Source organism: Calyptranema fuscum S582 (genome assembly GCF_055793305.1).
The window spans coordinates 1-15,653 of the sequence record NZ_JBSLYH010000041.1; the positions used below are offsets into that span (position 1 = coordinate 1).

Genomic DNA, 15,653 nt, shown 5'->3' on the forward strand with positions numbered 1-15,653 from the left:
GATACAACGCATCAAGCACCCGCCCTAGGCGATCGTCATTGAGCTGCTCGGCTAGCACTCCTGACCCCAACAGGTGTTCTGTTGCTTTGCCCACGAAAAATTGCTCAAACAGATACAACGGAGCCGATACAAGTCCTAGTCCGTTCAGTATCATGGCTTTCACAACCACCCCTGGGCTGATCTGTTCTCGCGGGTCCTCCCCCAACTGCTGATTGATCTGCTCAACAATCTCCAGTTCGTCCACCAATCCGGCTACGATTCCGAGATGGTCTAGGTTTTGCACGATTAACTCGCTAGTAATACCGCACCTCCTTTTGAGCTTTGCCTTTAGAAAATTATGCGTCTATTTAAATCCTCTATGTGACACTTCAAAGGGCGGAATGTGGGCTGAAGGAGCGATTGCGGGAGATTTCTGGTGAACAGGGCTATCAAACCCTCATCCGAGATGTGCTCTGGCGATTTGATGCAAAGGCTATTTGTTTAACTTTTTCCTACAGTCACGACACATTTTGCGACCAGATTTTTCTGCTTCTTCGATTGAGAGGTAAAAGTCAATTCTTTCTTTATCCTCTGGTTTCTCAACTCTTGGATAACGGACTACACAACCATCAGGAACATGATATTTATTAGGATTATAATTTTGTTTATCTTTTAATGCTCTAATCGGAGGATAATCGGAATCTATTGCTGGAGTATCTGATTCGCCAACTCTAGAATTGCGAGCCTGAGCATGAACCCAGTCCACCAACCTCAAAACATTATATAAAGACTGTGTGTTCGGAATTCTAGCTGTTCTGTCTCTCAAAACCTCAATAAATTCTTGAATTTGTAATTCGGAAGCACTTTCTATATACACGTAGTTTTGAGCTAACTCATTCAATATCTTTTCAACCTGATCATATTTCTTGGACTTATCTGATAGTGAGGGTAGGGTGCTTACAAAATTCTGGAAAGAATTTAGCTCTTTAAGATAAATCGTCTTAAGAGGTTCGAGACGTAAAACAATAAAACTTCTTTGTTCTTCTAATTCTCTAATTTTCCAAAAAATGTCATCAAACTCTTTACACCCTTGAAACCCCTCAGCTAACCGAGCTAATAACCAATATTGTGAGTCTAGCTTGTTGAGTTTTTCCGCTTCACTTTTATCATTTGTAACTTCAATAGACGTCAAGGAAGGGAGAATATCAATACTCCTCTTAATTCCTTCCCATAACTGAGAAGAAGTTTTCCTTATCAAACTTTTAGGGGTTCTAACATGAACCCAAAATCCATGAAACGTGTATTGTATTAATGAAGTTGCAAGAGACTTAGGAAATGCTTGACTTGCAAATAAACCCATGAAGAGCCAAGAAATGAGAACTGAAAACAAGAAGAAAACTGTTTTCAGATAGTTGAGAAGTAAATCTTTCCATGACTTGAAAACTAGCTCCTCAGGAAGATCAGGCTCTGAAGAGTATATATTAAAGGTTCTATTATCCTGATATTGAGAGTTATTATTTCCATAAATAGCTTGTTGCCCTCCACCTAAATTCCCACTAGCGTTTTGGTGAATTTTGGGTTGAGGGCTTGTAGTGTTCTGTTCAGAGTCAGAAGATTGGCTCATCTGTGTATCAAGGCAACATTGTCAATAATGAACCTGCTGCTGTGCCTAGCCAACTTGCTATTTTGATTACTAGCGGAATAACTTTCTCGAAAATACGCTTACTGGCATCTACCGTTTTATCTACCTCTTCCAAGTTTTTAGTAACACGTTCTAAATTTTTGGAGATTAGCTGTTTATCAGGCTCTGCCTCCTCTGCTTCTACCTTGGCAGTTTCCACATACTTTGCGGCTTTCTCCTTAGCAGCTTCGGGTAACTGAGCCTGTCGGATAATCTTCTCAATTTGTGTAAGAAGGTCAATTACCTCAGCTTGAGTGGGCGTACTGGAAATAGCAGACACTTCGTTGCTCATCACCTGCTTATTGTGATTGCCGATTGCTGCTTGCATTCCTCCAGACATGGAGCCGGAATTGGATTGGGAGATACCACCGGGATTGTTAGACATAGACCTTGCTCTTGGTACATAACGAAGGCTGTGAGCTATTTCTCCCACCATATCCTCTAAATCTTTCCAAGTCCACAGCAGAATAATCGTAATGCCAACCTACTACTCTAACTGCTCTCACCCAAGGCACTGTGACGCTATAACTGACTTGGCATCTGCAAATCTTAGATCAGGTTAGAAGTTGGCTGCCGCTACTAACCAAGTAACTCAGCTTTAAGAAATGCGATTAATTCGGATGATGCATCGAATGGAAATGGTACAAGCCGCTACTCTACACAGCACAAAGTTCCATTGGTACTTTACATCGCTAACCGTCGATCGCCATACCACTGGCTCAATTCCCGCTCAATTTCATCCAGAATAGCGATCGCCTCTCTGATCGATTCTGCGTTTGCCGCCAACAATGCAAACACTGACTCAACCCGTCGTTGATAGTCCAGAGGACAAAGTGTAAAGCCCTTCGCAAGTGCCATAGCACCCTTCTCATTCAGCAGGTACACCTCATTCAATGCAAAGAGTACTTGATTCATACACGCCACACTGCGAAAACAGCAGCCTGCGGCATAGGCAACATCACTCCGTGCAACTGCCTTCTGAGCAACCACCAGCGAGAAACTGATCTCCCAGGCAAACTTGTCAATCGTTGCTTGCTTCAGCTTTGCCGGGTAAGGCGTTGTCTTAGCCTTCAAAGCAGCTAAGACGCCCTGTGGATCGTGAAGTAGTAGCCCAAGAGCAACTTCACCCATATAGATCGAAGACACAAAACCGTGGGGATGTCCGGGTTGGTAGTCGATCGTGATTTTTCCAGCATGGCAGTCATTGATGACTTGACTCACTTGAGCCACATCTCGATAGAGAAAATCGACTGGAATGCCTTCCACCTTGAGCCACCCTCCGCCATTCATCCACTTACCCCACCCGCCGACTGGGGTAATCAGGTTTGTACGATGGTTGTCGTCCAGTTCGGAGGCAAGGTGATTCAGAACAAGGAGATCAGGCGGGTTCTCTGGCTGGTAATAAAGCCCCAGATCCACATCTGACTTAGGGGTAGGGGTGCCCCTTGCTCTTGAGCCACCCAGAGCGATCGCCACAATCCCCTCAACCGATTGCAAGCAATTGACCACATGATGAATGAACTGGGGCAACTGCTGGTTCATTACTCTGTCCCATCGCTGGTTCTAAACAACAATTGGGCGAACTAAAGCCGCGAAACTCACAACTTCAATTCACCCACGACAGATTGCCAATCTGGAACTGATTGTACCTGCTTCAGCCCAGGTTCAGCGGGTTCGATCCATTTTCACTCGCTTATTTGGGTCTTGCTTGTGAACCCAGGCGAGAAATTTTTGTAGCTGTGGGTCTTGCTTTAGCTTCTCTAGAGTATTCAGATGTAGTGCCAAATGGGAGTTGTCGTAGAGCGTGTGGACTTGTCGGTGACAGGCAGAACAAATTTGAATCGTAGGACTGGGATCGAGTCCCTTACGTTTCGTCTTTTGACGCGGAATCAGATGGTGTTCGGTGAGAGCGGACATCTCTCGATGGCAGAGTTCGCAAGGCTGCGGCATCGTTTAGAAATCAGTAGAGGGTGGGGAACGGTAACACATAACTTGATCCTAGCGATCGCCCTCCCGGTACGCCACTACCAACTGATTCCGGACACCATCCAACACACACTCCTTAAGGATTTATTGCATGACGAAGGAAGGAACCAGACGATCTCCTGTGACGACAGGAGCTTAGCTTGGTCATAGCGATTGATCTTCACTGGCTAGAGCAGTACAGGTGTTCAGCCAATTCTATATTAGGAAGCATCAATAAGTTAATGTATCACCCTCAAACACTGATTCTTTCGTTAACTCAACTTCCTTTAAGCTCATGAGTTTAGTAAAACTTATGGATTTAGCAAACAAGCAAGATTGTAGCGCTCAGATTTTCTGTCGAATTTACATTTGAATCGACAGAATTTAATAGACTTGTCGGGAAATAAGGGAGAATAGAGAGCAGTAATGGGTCGGACAGATGCTGAACATTGACCGGGTGTTGAAACAAGACCGCTTGCTGCGAGCCTTAACTGGCTTGAATCGAAAGGCATTTGAAGAGCTGCTGGCTACGTTCAGTCCCCTGTACGAGCAGACTTGCCAAACTCAACCTCGTCAGCGTGCTGTGGGTGGTGGACGCAAAGCCAGGTTGCTGGGTAGCCAAGAGAAGCTGTTTTTCATTTTGTTCTACTTCAAGTGCTATCCCACCTTTGATTTGGCTGGCATTATCTTCGATATGCACCGCTCTCAAGCTCACGAATGGATGCACCGCCTGCAACCGATTTTGGAGAAAACCTTGGGCAAAAGGATGGTGTTGCCAGAGCGCAAACTGGATAGCATTGAAGCATTTTTAGAGCGGTTTCCAGAGGTCAAACGGGTGATGATTGATGGAACCGAGCGTCCGATTCAACGACCACAAGACACTGAGGCTCAGAAGGCGAACTACTCAGGCAAGAAGAAACGCCATACTCGCAAACATCTAGCAGCTGTCGATGAGACCAAGCGAGTCCTGGTTCTGACCCAATCGCGGGAAGGGAAATTGCATGATAAACGGTTTCATGATGAAGACGATATTGCCGGTGCGGTTCCTGATGCGATTCCCATTGAAGTCGATTTAGGCTTTTTAGGCTTGCAAAAAGAGTATGACAACATTCACTTGCCGCATCGCAAACCGAAAGGGGGAGAGTTAAGTCCAGTACAAAAGGAAGCGAATCGAGCCTTGAGCCAATCAAGGGTCGTCTGTGAAAATGCGTTTGCTGGAGTCAAGCGTTACAACGCTGTGAGTGCGGTCTATCGCAATCGAAAAGCGGGATTTGATGACCATTTAATGCTGACAGCGGCAGGGTTATGGAACTTTTACCTGATTGCAGCATAGGAAGAACAACTCAAAAGCTTATGTTGGCTAACTTCGTTCTTATTTCCCGACAGCTCTAATGTCTGATCCTTGCATTTTCACTTTTTGAGTTACGAGGCTCCTGAATAAGTTCGCCCTTCAACAGTTGGCGATTTGGAAGAAAAATCGTAACACCGCCTTCCAGCTGCTCGATCTCATTCAGTTTTACTACCAACAAAACAGCAAAGTTGGCTCCTACATCAGGGTCCGAAACGACTTCCCACATCGAGTTGCAATCAACACTGCTAGGTTCGATAGAGTACAGAGGGTGCGAATGCCATTCCCCTAAGTAATTGAAGCGAGTGAATTGATTGCCCGTTCTCTGGAAGAACCTTTGGAGAGGGCGCAGTACTAGACGAGGCAACCGCAGAAAGGAAGCAAGTGTTCCCGGCTGCTTCTGAATTGTCAGATCAACAATCTGATACACTTGCGGCGACAAATACTCGCCCATCAAAATACCGCCAATTTCCCTGCTACCTGCCCGTTTCAAAGCTTTTATCAATTTTTGGGCGCTGGCTTCAGGCAGATGAATCTGCATTGTCCTCTCCCTCCAACAACCTCCTTAGAAAGTCGAGTTCTTCGAAGGCGGTTTTAGGCAAAACAGGATCGCTCTCTTTCTGAAGATTAAGACTCGTAGTATCAATGGGAATCGTATGAAATGGAGCTTTAAATATCCACTCCTTCTGTAAGCCGATTAAGTACATTGAGTATGGAAATGATGACGGCTCTTTAAAGAGCAGCGTATCGATGGCTAACTGGGTGAGATGACCTGCAATAATATTAACGTCTGCATCGGAAGCCTCTAAAACACCCACCACTTGATTTTCGAGACGGTATGGCTCATTTAGGGTTAATGGTAGTGAGACATCTTGCATTGACAGGAATTTGTAAAATACAGCCTTCATTGTCTGCGGCTCAGGCTCCTGCTCAGGACGGCTGCGAGCAACCATTCCCCCAATACCACCTGCAAAAACTTCGCCCCACACCAACGGTTTAGTAAAGGATTTGGCAACGAGCGCCAACAAATTGAATACTTTTGGATTAGCCGTTGCATCAATGATTAGATCGCAACGACCCAAGCGTCGCAAAACGCGATCCAATGCCAAGCTAGATTCTTGACAACCCAAGTTCAACGTTGCAACGTCAGCTTGGGCAGTGGCAGAGATGTAGGCAATAGCTTCTGCTACGGCATGAACCTTGTACTCACCCACGTTTCTCCAATCGAGGCTATTACGGCAGACGTTACCAGGCAGAAAAACATCCTCATCAATTAGATAATACTTTTCCACTCCTGACCGTGCTAGAGAAATTGCAATTTTACTACCAACTGAGCCTACACCTACAATACCGATAGTTTTGCCAGACAAGTTGTGCAACCCTATGGGTATTCGTGGATTGGGTGTTGTGAAATCTGAGTAAAGCAGTGACACTTTTGACAGATCTTCACTGCCTGCTGAAATTTTTAGAAAGCAGTGAATTTGATTGTCTACATCAATGAGAACGTTGCAAAACAAACTTTCTCTTGAACATTTCAACCATTCACTATCAATTTCATCCAAAACGTGTTTTTCTTGTACAAGAATGGTTTTTAAGTCATCTAAGTTCTTAATCTGATTTATATTTTCAGATGTGTATGTTGTCTTGAAGAAAAATCCTTTCTTCTGTGTGCAATGTAGCATCTTAGGAATTGATGTATCGCACCACGCAGGCAGTTCATTATCAGGTTGAAAGCCTTGTAGAAAGACTGTGAAAGACTGGCTTTGCCAATGCATCCAACAATCTACAAATCCAACGCTCGACAGTGGCAGATCGGCTAGATAAGTATAAACATCTTCAGCAAGATAGGCGCGAATGTAGCTTCCTCGCAAAATCTGACCCGTAGAAAACTCGTGTTGTACAGGTACAACATGCTGTTCCCCAGCACCACGAGGATTTTCTGTACTGAGCAGAGTGTGAGCACTTTCGAGAACTTGTGCGCCGGTGATATCAGAATGCCATGTATCAGGTCGCCACTCTAGACAAAGCGCACCGTTCAGATATTGATGGGTAGACCAGTGTTCCTGGGCATTCTGTGGGTAAACCTCGGGAGGAACCTCTGGAAAGAGTGTTGGGTAAATCATTTTCACGGCGTAATCATACCCATGAGCATGAATGATTACCTCTACTGCCAAATTACCGTCTAATGTCCAATTTATTCCCTGCAACCACTGAACCTTATCCTCCAGTTCGGCGATCGCTGCCCGTTCTTTGGCTAACCTCTGCAAATCTCGAAGAAACCAGATGTCACTCACGCAAAACCCCCTGGCTTCTTTGGAACAACAGGGCGATTGGGAAAGGTCAGTGCTGCCGCTGCAAACGCTGGTTCAAGCAAACTATCGGTGGTAGATTTGGACAGATCACAGGGAAAGCGATCGCCAAAATGCCGTTGCCACGCTTTGCAAGCATCCTTCTGGTTGGTCTTATCACTTAGGGCTTTTTCGGCAGACGCAATGAAACTGTCAAGCTGCTCCAAAAAATAATTTTTGTTGGTTTTACTGTAATTTACCAGCAAGTCTTCATCGGTAGGAGTGGTTGGGCGGTAGCAGACAAAATTTTTGTCCAAGTTGTTTTTGATGTTTACCAGAGTTTGATGTAATGCTACGTCGTCTCTATCGTGAAAACTAACATTGTTCGCTGCCAAGATGGTGAAGATTAAACCACTTGGTAACTTTCCAGCCCTATAGTCACTCCAAGCCTTTAAATAGCGCACAATCCGCTTCAATTGACCGTCTTCGTCAGCTTGCTCATTAAACCATTTGATAAATTCTCTGGGGTCACTATCGATCCATCCCTTACCTTTATGCGCTAGACGTGGACACTGCCCCTCAATCACGTAGTAGATGGGCAAATCTAGATGATACTGACCTGCGTACACGAGTCTGACGCAGGTTTGTTTATCGACTGGCTTTTGCTGGGTGTGTCCATCCACGGCTGTGTAAATCCAATCGTGGAAAGTGCTAACGCTGTAGGTAGGCTTTCGATCAACTAAGAAATAAATGCCATCATCTACATCAAACTCACCATCAAGTGGGTAAATGATGGTATTCATCATAAATGACCCTTGTCCGTGGAACTTGGGAAAGAAGCCATTTTTCTTTTCTCGAAAGAAGCGTCTAATGCGCCCACGGACTGCATTACGAGACTTACGTAATTGCCCTTTTCGGGTTGAGTCTAGGGCAATGACAATATTGAAGCTTAGGAACGATGCGTGACAGTCTGCCATAGAATCACCGAATGATGTACTGTTTGCGGGACTTGAAGAATTGAGTGACTTCTGGTTTTCTGCCCCAGAACAGTGCCTGGTCATTGCCCATTTGAGAAATCAATTGCAAGGCTTCACTGGATGTATTGTCCAGGTTAATAATTCGTGCTTGTGCTGAGGACAATGGCGCACTCGGGATCCGAACGTAGTCAAAGGGAGAGTCGCAATGTTGCGCCAGAGTTTCTACAAAGTAGCTGGTTAAGCATGCCTGCCCCTCGAAGAAGGTAGAAATCAAATCCTTATTCCAATCAATTACCGAGCGGTTATGCTTAGCAACGAAGCGTCTTCCAGGATTTGGTTCTAAAGAACCGATCGACAGCACCATCAGTTTCTGAAATCTCTTTTCAGCGCCAACAAAATACCGAAGCGCTTCTACTACACCAACTAGGGTTGGGTTATTGGCATAAACGCCGCCATCAATGAACTGCTTGCGATCGTAGTTGTCGATGCTGACGATCGGTAGATAAGCAGGAGCAGCACTGGTTGCCAAAGCGATGTCAACGTACCTCGTCCGGCAATCTCGGCATAAGTCGCCCTCGGGATGGTCGTACTTGAAGATGAAGGGTCTACCATCCGTTAACGAGAAAGCAGGAATGCACAGTAGACAGCGTGAGTCAGCGAGGGTGCGGTTTCCAAAAATTTCTTGCAGTGCGGCTTTAAGTTCCTGATTGTTGTATTTGCTTCGCAGCAGAAGCTGTTTTACCGAGCTTAGTAAACTGTTGCGTTGGGGAAAGATGCGCTTACCCCGTCTGTAGTAAAGATTGCTGATGAGGCTAACTGGAATATCAAGTGACAGCCCAAGGGCAATTAACCCTCCTGTTGAGGTGCCACAAATCAGGTCGAAGTGATCCGCAATGTGACAGTTAAACCTCTCTTCAAAGTGTTCCAGAATGCGAGCAGAATACAGTCCTTTGATGCCTCCCCCATCAATTGATAGAACCCTGAAGGTTTGTGAATTCGAATCAAGCGGATGAGAAGGCTGAATCATGCTTGCTAGAACGAGAGGTAGAACACCAAATACCTGAGCTAGTCAGCATCTGAAGCCTCAGAGTGACCGTCTGTACTACAGCTTAGCAGGTACAATGAGAAAACGTCACCTACATTTAGCGTTGTGTATCAACAAACTACGCTAGATGCGTAAAAACACAGCTTTGAGAAGTACATACACCTTTTTTCTGTCGATTCACATTTCAATCGACAGAAAGCTGAATCCAACCCTCACTTAGAAATTGAGGGCGATCGCCACTCTCTTTAATATCGGCATTCGTACAGCGACAGCAGGTTGTTGGGATGGTCGCCATCAGCAACAGTCTTGAGATACTTATTGCCAAAGCGACTCACTGCCACAACCACATTCACGATCCGGTTTTGAACTTTTACAAAAAATGTCCATTCCCCTCGCTCAATTCCAGAAATCGCCTGTTCTTGAGTCAATTTCCAGGTCGAGCCATCCGCATTTACACCTCCAACAGTCACAATGCGCTCGTGTGGATTCATGCGATCCGATTTGTTGATGCACTTGATTTCATGAGCAGAAGCCATTTCTACACCTCGCAGTTTAGCTAATATGCTGATATGCTTATTAGCGTACTTTACGGATGAAGATTTTGACCACTCCGTAAGAATTTCTTAAAAAAGGGGCGTTTGCCCCTGCCCCTTGCTCAAATATTTCAACTGCAACAGCCGCACTCTAGCTGCATCTCTCGACACCTGAAATCGCTTTGCTACAAATTCAATTAGTTCATGTCCCATTTGACTGGCTGTCTCGATTGGATAAATAACATTCATTCCAGTAGCAAATTCACCAACGCAGCGAATCAGATGAGATTTAGGCATCAAAAATGCTCCACAAGCATATCCAGCCTGCCATTCCATCCAGTCATAAGATGGCGCATTTAAAATGCCATCGCGTTTGCAGACAATAATGTTCTGCTGCGAGTCAACAGAAAGCAGGCTCAACTGATCGTGATCTGTTGCAAACAAGGGGGCATGAAAATGGACATGCCCAAACTCATGAGTCAAAGTTGTGCGAAGGCGATTTTCGCGTCGGTCGTCCTCCATAAGTTTGGTGGATATCTGTACCGTTGGCTCGTCACCTGGGTGAAACTCGGTCACACCTTCTACATCTGAACCAAATTCCGATAAATCAGCGTATGCATCAAGGTAATTGACTCTCTGTTCAATCAATCGGGTTAGGTCATCGGTGGAGATAGGAAATTCCACCACGCCATACAGTGATTGCAGAAAGACAGTGACGACCTGCTCACACTCGTAGTCAATCTCCTCTGGCTGATAATGCGGGCGCAGAGGAAAACGACCTGTCTTGTCAGAAATATACTTGACCATATGCCCGATTGTTTATTTAGACTCCTGCCCTCTGCGAAAAGCCATCATCCTTTTATTGAACTGTTCCTCAGTTAGATGCTCCTGCCGTTCCTGTTCTGGAAAACGGCCGTTTAGATAGTGCAAATAATCGGCATTCAGATCAAGAACCTTAGCAAACTGCTGAACCATATGGTCCGACGACGGGCTTCGCCGATCGCGTTCAATATCGTTAAGATACTGGGGTGAGATCGGGTGTCCATCCTCACGCATGATACTCGCTGCAAGTTCTTTCTGGGTCATACTCAGCTTCTTGCGGGCGTCTGCGATAAAACGCCCAAAGGTCATCTCGGTCATGGGCGTTCCTCCGAATCCTCCAATTTACTAAAGCTTATCTGCTGATCAGCGTATCACGATGCGGTAACACCTCATAATTAGCATCACTCGAAGATTAATTCCCTTTTACAGAGCAAACTCTTTAACGGCTTTCAGTTTGGTGTATGACCCAAAGTGGAATCTAAACGGGTATTTGCAAACTTTAGTTCACGAAAATCATTGTGTTCTGTCTATTTAAAGTCTTATCGACAGAACAATTCTCTTTTACTATTCTGTCGATTAACAACTAAATCGACAGATCTAGTAGTCAGACCCCACCTACAAGCCGATCGCGATCGCCTCTTTCAACTCATCCAAGCCATCTGCGGCTCTGGCAGTGTGGCTCCACTCAATATCTAGATCAATCCTGCAGCCAAAGGCGAGCACATCTATTACAAGCTCAGCAGCAAAAATCCTGCTGTCAAGAATCTGCACCTGGGCAAGGCAGGGAGCGAGAAGTACCGCGGCTAGAGAGCAAGAAGTTAAAGACGGGAGTTGATCGCCAAATTAGGCCAAAGAAACAATCCCTGATGCTCTATGCATTAATTGACTTTCAATAGCCTATGGAGGTGTTCGACAGAGAGGGAGCATATTAAAATCGCTGAGCCAATCCTATGTATGGTTATGCCACCAATGCATTCCTTCTAAAAACCCGCCAACCAAATCTTAATGACAACCTAGGTCTCGTACGCATTGATCTCAAGCGACACCAACGATCGCGGCAACAATTCGCTCATCCAATGGCTTAAGAAAGCGCAACTCACGGCTGAAGGCAGCCTTAATATCCTCAGTTTTAAGCAGTTCTTGATTGACTAAAACCTGTCGGATATCACGAAGTCGAAGGGGACCGGATCGACGTCGTTTTGTGAGTTGGTTGTACCAGACTGGACGGATTAGGTCGAGCCATCGTTCGGCAATGCTTCCCAAGTCCACAGGTTCTTCTGACTCTGGTTGTGTTAACTCCAGTAATTTCCGGGCTAACTCTTCCCGCTCTTGGTCTCCACGGATTGCAGCTTCTTCTTGATAGGACTGCAAAACAATCCGCATCTCCTGCAAGGCTCGCTGTTTCTTTCTGGGTAGCAGCAATTCCTCAGTTCTGTGTAGCTGTTTCAGAAAAACCGTTAGGACTTTGGCAGCCTTTTCCATCTGTTCCTTAGGCAAATTACTCACTCCTTCATCCAGCACACTTCGTAAATGCTGGCTAACATCCTCTAGATCAGTAACAGGGACAGCGTTAGGACTATCGAGATACACCCAACGAGGCGCACCCCATTGAGTACCTGCAACAGCAAAAAAGACCCAGGGTCGTCGAGCAGCAACTACACTAATCCGCTTAGTTTCAATTGCTCTAACCGAGGCAATAACTCTGGCATCACTATTTCGCAATTGCTGGTAAATCTCTTGACGGATGAGGGCTTGATCACCCTCCACCAGCGATCGTACCGGAGCGAAGACATCCAACAAGTTATCTGAGGGAGTTCCTGTTCTTTCAGCTTCATCTAGCTTGGCAATAATCTCGGGCAATGCTGCGTCAGACAGCAGTTCTTCGGGCAAAGGCATGTTTGACCCAAGAATCTCAGAGGCGAACTGAACTCGTGTTAGAAACTGTTGGTCTGAGGATAACGTGAACTCCTGACGGTCTTTGGGCAGGAAAACTTCGATTGTAGAATGTGGACTGTCCATACGATCGATTCGTCCAATGCGCTGTTCTGCAACACGCACAACAGTAGGCATATCAAGATGGACAACCGCAGAAGCTTGCTGAAGGTTAATGCCTTCAGACATCGCATCTGAACATAAAACAATCACTCCTGATTCCGTTGATCCTAACTGGCAGACCTGATTCGCTCGTTTCTGATCTGTCTTGCTACCTCCTGTTGCAACGACAACTTCACAGTCACTGTGTTGCCCAATGCGATCGCGGAGAGTTGCCAAAGTAATCAAGTTTTTATCAAAAGCAATGACAATACTGTGGTTACGCAGCAACCCAATCAAACGTTCTGTCTTAGCATCTTCTCTTCCTGAAGACATCTGACGTGCCAATTTAGCAATCTGTTCGTAGAGCTTAATCTCATTAAGGCAAGCCTGCTTATATTCATCGGCATCCGTCAACCAGGTTGGCATTTCAACCGATAAGGTTTGCTGAGGTGGCTGTTCTATCTGCTTCTGAAGTTTCGCAATAACATTACCGGTATCCTGGGTCTTCACCTTAGCTGAAATTTCAGCCCATTCCTTAGCGTAAGCAGTTCCATGAATGTGCTCAAGTAAGCAAGCCCGAGATGATCGCAGACTTGACATAACGTTGTACATCACGAGAGCAGCCGCACTATTTAACCGAGAGTTCAGAAATTGTTCGTGGGTGCCGTTGAAAAACTCGGGAACTTCAATCGGCTTCTGCAAATAAATTAGACCCCGCAATTGCGCTGCAGTCTCACGAATTTCAGTGGCTATCTGACAATCTTGTTCATTGCGATCGCAGGAATAGATTTTGGAGTCATGCCGTGGGTAGCGACACAAGCGACCATGTTTATCTTTAAATGCTTCAGGATTCTTGTCTATCATGCGATTCAGCATGGTCTTTGTTCTCCGCACTGTGAATCGCTGAATGGCTCGTTGGATCTTTTCTAACTCTGCCTTAGACACCTTTTCATCAAATCGACCGTGTCTTCTTCTAATTCTGCTTAAGGTATCAAGGATATCATCATCAAAATTATCAGCACCTAACAAATCAATAATAGCAATTAGGTCTTGCGGTCCTTTATTAATAGGGGTTGCAGTGAAGAGCAGAACGTGATCAGCAATGTTATTAAATAAGAACTTGGTTCGATTTGAGTCTAGATTGAGGAAACGATGAGCTTCATCAACAGCTAAAACCTGGGCACGACGGATAATTGTAAGCACCTCTTGTCGCTTCTCATTTGTAGAATGGCTCAAGATTCCGTGCGAGCAAATTTCAACGCTCTGCCCACACCGCAATACTTCACCCCGCCAATTGTCTTCCACGCTGGGAGGGCATAATAGGACAGGTATTTCCTGTTGGATTCTGCCAGTTCCCCACATCCTTTGAATGGCACTGCGGATCAGGTGAGCACCCGTTTTAGTCTTGCCAGAGCCAGTAGCATCTGCGATTAAAACACTACCCACGTTTTCAATCACCCAAAGAGCATGGGCAATTCCTTGTTGTTGAGAAAGCCACAGAGCAGTTTCATCGCTGTAGGTTTGAGAGCGGATGTATCTGTGCGCCCAATCTCCCTCCAGAAGTTCTGCACAGGCTCTTGCCAGTGCTTCCTGCCAGGTCACTACACTGAGTAACAGTTCCAGTAAGTTGATGAGTCCGTCCTGGTAATCTCGTCCCAACAACCAGTAGCCTTCTGCAATTTGGCAGGTTTCCTCAAACCGTCGCCTCTCCTTTGTTCGCTCATAGCGATGGTTGATTTCATATTGAAACTCCAGCCCTGAATGACTAAAGTTGCTAGAGCCACTTGAGATGGCATCATCTCCCTTGAAAATCTTGGCGTGCATAGGTCGCACGCGATTTGAAAGTTTAACTTGTACTTTGCCACTACGAATTAGCTCAATCGCAACAATGACTTTGGCACACAGGAAGATTGAGATCCCTCGTTCTTCAAGCCAGTAACGCTGAATCTCCTGTGGCAAGTCATGTTGGTATAGCCTGAAAGACGAACGCTGAGTTGGAAGTGGTTCATTTCCAATCAGGATTTGGATGATTTCAAATGCCTCTGGATTCTTCTCTAAGTCCTGATGACAGAGAGCCAGAAACTCGATAATCATGCTGAGTGAGGTATAGCCACTGATAATCATGGGGCAGCGCGATCGCCGCAGATCCTCAAAAATTAGAGGTTTGACCTTCTGATCACCATAGTTATAGGGAAAGCGTTCATAAGCGGGCAGGTCTAGGTCAGGCTCTGATGGTGCCTCTGGCAGGTTAAACAGATTAAGTTGTAGAGGATCGATTTCCATCATGCTTTCCTCAAGAACTAGAACACTGCTGCGAGTTTGGCTTTTGTACAATGCCTGAGACACTTAGAGCTATTAATAAGCAGCTACCTTCGTTAAACCGTCGTTTAAACCGCCGTCAAGTAGTACATTAGCTCGTTAAAAAAATTGTATTCGTTCATCCAGTATTGAGGAAGGAAATTCTTTGATTTGGTAGATGTACCTACCTTCCTACAGCCCAGAGAATCAGCAGCGAGATTCTGTCGCTCCTAATCCAAAGCGACAGAATAGCCAATCTCATATAATTCTGTCGATATGTGCTCTAATCGACAGAAAATGGTTAGTCCTCATCTGGAAGCTGAACGAGAACGCCTGCTTGCCCTGCTCCAAACCATTCGCAACTCCGGCAGTGTTGCTCCACTCAACGTGTGGATCAGCCCTGCACCAAAAGGTAACCACCTTTACTACAAACTCACCAGCAAGAACCCCGAGTACAAGAACCAGCACTTGGGCAAAGCCGGGAGTGAGAAGTATCGCGATTGGCAAGCTAGAATTCAACGACGAGAAGCGATTACTGAGTTAGAACAGCAACTATCCATGCTTCAAGCATTGATCGATCGCCAAGCAAATACAACCGTTGAAGTACTAGAAACTAGTTAATTAGCAGATTAACAAAATCCTCCTAGACTTCAGTCAGTAGCAGTAGTAAATCATTCAATTCT

Annotated in this window: 15 protein-coding genes; 2 read left to right on the plus strand and 13 right to left on the minus strand. The window is 45.5% G+C overall.

The genetic code is table 11. The features are described from left to right. The 5 genes from ACR6Z4_RS23425 to ACR6Z4_RS23445 form a co-directional block, all read right to left on the minus strand. Positions 1-301: DUF4277 domain-containing protein (locus ACR6Z4_RS23425; RefSeq protein ID WP_479719798.1), on the minus strand; the 301-nt coding region annotated here is incomplete at its 3' end. Positions 302-472: 171 nt separating this feature from the next. Next, entirely contained in the window at positions 473-1,603 is a 1,131-nt protein-coding gene (locus tag ACR6Z4_RS23430) for a hypothetical protein (protein ID WP_479719750.1), read from the minus strand. Positions 1,604-1,610: 7 nt separating this feature from the next. Continuing rightward, the gene (locus ACR6Z4_RS23435) at positions 1,611-2,045 is read right to left on the minus strand and encodes a hypothetical protein (RefSeq protein ID WP_479719751.1); all 435 of its coding nucleotides are present in this window, start codon (positions 2,043-2,045) and stop codon (positions 1,611-1,613) included. Between the two features lie 299 nt (positions 2,046-2,344). Further along, positions 2,345-3,202 (minus strand): nucleotidyltransferase domain-containing protein, encoded by an 858-nt coding sequence (locus tag ACR6Z4_RS23440; RefSeq protein WP_479719752.1) that lies wholly within the window; start codon positions 3,200-3,202, stop codon positions 2,345-2,347. A 123-nt stretch (positions 3,203-3,325) separates the two neighbouring features. After that, a complete protein-coding gene (locus tag ACR6Z4_RS23445; protein ID WP_479719753.1) occupies positions 3,326-3,610 on the minus strand; it encodes an HNH endonuclease in 285 nt (94 codons plus the stop codon). A 454-nt stretch (positions 3,611-4,064) separates the two neighbouring features. Between ACR6Z4_RS23445 and ACR6Z4_RS23450 the strand changes: the two genes are divergently transcribed. Then, the gene (locus ACR6Z4_RS23450; protein ID WP_479719754.1) at positions 4,065-4,958 is read left to right on the plus strand and encodes a transposase; all 894 of its coding nucleotides are present in this window, start codon (positions 4,065-4,067) and stop codon (positions 4,956-4,958) included. A gap of 55 nt (positions 4,959-5,013) precedes the next feature. Here the strand turns inward: ACR6Z4_RS23450 and ACR6Z4_RS23455 are convergent, their stop codons facing one another. The 8 genes from ACR6Z4_RS23455 to ACR6Z4_RS23490 form a co-directional block, all read right to left on the minus strand. Beyond that, positions 5,014-5,514 (minus strand): Mov34/MPN/PAD-1 family protein, encoded by a 501-nt coding sequence (locus ACR6Z4_RS23455; protein ID WP_479719755.1) that lies wholly within the window; start codon positions 5,512-5,514, stop codon positions 5,014-5,016. Further along, positions 5,495-7,267, minus strand: coding sequence for a ThiF family adenylyltransferase (locus tag ACR6Z4_RS23460; protein WP_479719756.1), 1,773 nt, complete (start codon positions 7,265-7,267; stop codon positions 5,495-5,497). The genes ACR6Z4_RS23455 and ACR6Z4_RS23460 overlap by 20 nt, the downstream gene beginning before the upstream one ends. After that, positions 7,264-8,238: a CBASS cGAMP synthase gene (locus ACR6Z4_RS23465; protein ID WP_479719757.1), complete on the minus strand. Its 975-nt coding sequence runs from the start codon at positions 8,236-8,238 to the stop codon at positions 7,264-7,266. The genes ACR6Z4_RS23460 and ACR6Z4_RS23465 overlap by 4 nt, the downstream gene beginning before the upstream one ends. Positions 8,239-8,242: 4 nt before the next feature. Then, complete coding sequence (locus tag ACR6Z4_RS23470; protein WP_479719758.1) at positions 8,243-9,265, minus strand: CBASS cGAMP-activated phospholipase; 1,023 nt, start codon at positions 9,263-9,265, stop codon at positions 8,243-8,245. A gap of 263 nt (positions 9,266-9,528) precedes the next feature. Continuing rightward, positions 9,529-9,819 carry a DUF3892 domain-containing protein gene (locus ACR6Z4_RS23475; protein WP_479719759.1) on the minus strand — a complete coding sequence of 97 codons (291 nt, stop codon included), beginning with the start codon at positions 9,817-9,819 and terminating at the stop codon, positions 9,529-9,531. Positions 9,820-9,906: 87 nt separating this feature from the next. Beyond that, complete coding sequence (locus ACR6Z4_RS23480; protein ID WP_479719760.1) at positions 9,907-10,623, minus strand: ImmA/IrrE family metallo-endopeptidase; 717 nt, start codon at positions 10,621-10,623, stop codon at positions 9,907-9,909. A 12-nt stretch (positions 10,624-10,635) separates the two neighbouring features. Then, positions 10,636-10,956: a helix-turn-helix domain-containing protein gene (locus tag ACR6Z4_RS23485; protein WP_479719761.1), complete on the minus strand. Its 321-nt coding sequence runs from the start codon at positions 10,954-10,956 to the stop codon at positions 10,636-10,638. Positions 10,957-11,673: 717 nt separating this feature from the next. Further along, positions 11,674-14,955 carry an SNF2-related protein gene (locus tag ACR6Z4_RS23490; protein ID WP_479719762.1) on the minus strand — a complete coding sequence of 1,094 codons (3,282 nt, stop codon included), beginning with the start codon at positions 14,953-14,955 and terminating at the stop codon, positions 11,674-11,676. Between the two features lie 312 nt (positions 14,956-15,267). On the opposite strand from ACR6Z4_RS23490, the gene ACR6Z4_RS23495 reads away from it, so the two are divergent. After that, positions 15,268-15,591: a hypothetical protein gene (locus tag ACR6Z4_RS23495; protein ID WP_479719763.1), complete on the plus strand. Its 324-nt coding sequence runs from the start codon at positions 15,268-15,270 to the stop codon at positions 15,589-15,591. Positions 15,592-15,653: the final 62 nt, after the last annotated feature.

Bases quoted from the DNA above. Each gene is read 5' to 3' on its own strand.
- ACR6Z4_RS23445 (WP_479719753.1), bottom strand. From the start codon at position 3,610: ATGCCGCAGCCTTGCGAACTCTGCCATCGAGAGATGTCCGCTCTCACC.
- ACR6Z4_RS23450 (WP_479719754.1), top strand. From the start codon at position 4,065: ATGCTGAACATTGACCGGGTGTTGAAACAAGACCGCTTGCTGCGAGCC.
- ACR6Z4_RS23475 (WP_479719759.1), bottom strand. From the start codon at position 9,819: ATGGCTTCTGCTCATGAAATCAAGTGCATCAACAAATCGGATCGCATG.
- ACR6Z4_RS23465 (WP_479719757.1), bottom strand. From the start codon at position 8,238: ATGGCAGACTGTCACGCATCGTTCCTAAGCTTCAATATTGTCATTGCC.
- ACR6Z4_RS23435 (WP_479719751.1), bottom strand. From the start codon at position 2,045: ATGTCTAACAATCCCGGTGGTATCTCCCAATCCAATTCCGGCTCCATG.
- ACR6Z4_RS23455 (WP_479719755.1), bottom strand. From the start codon at position 5,514: ATGCAGATTCATCTGCCTGAAGCCAGCGCCCAAAAATTGATAAAAGCT.
- ACR6Z4_RS23485 (WP_479719761.1), bottom strand. From the start codon at position 10,956: ATGACCGAGATGACCTTTGGGCGTTTTATCGCAGACGCCCGCAAGAAG.
- ACR6Z4_RS23430 (WP_479719750.1), bottom strand. From the start codon at position 1,603: ATGAGCCAATCTTCTGACTCTGAACAGAACACTACAAGCCCTCAACCC.
- ACR6Z4_RS23470 (WP_479719758.1), bottom strand. From the start codon at position 9,265: ATGATTCAGCCTTCTCATCCGCTTGATTCGAATTCACAAACCTTCAGG.
- ACR6Z4_RS23480 (WP_479719760.1), bottom strand. From the start codon at position 10,623: ATGGTCAAGTATATTTCTGACAAGACAGGTCGTTTTCCTCTGCGCCCG.
- ACR6Z4_RS23495 (WP_479719763.1), top strand. From the start codon at position 15,268: ATGGTTAGTCCTCATCTGGAAGCTGAACGAGAACGCCTGCTTGCCCTG.
- ACR6Z4_RS23440 (WP_479719752.1), bottom strand. From the start codon at position 3,202: ATGAACCAGCAGTTGCCCCAGTTCATTCATCATGTGGTCAATTGCTTG.
- ACR6Z4_RS23490 (WP_479719762.1), bottom strand. From the start codon at position 14,955: ATGGAAATCGATCCTCTACAACTTAATCTGTTTAACCTGCCAGAGGCA.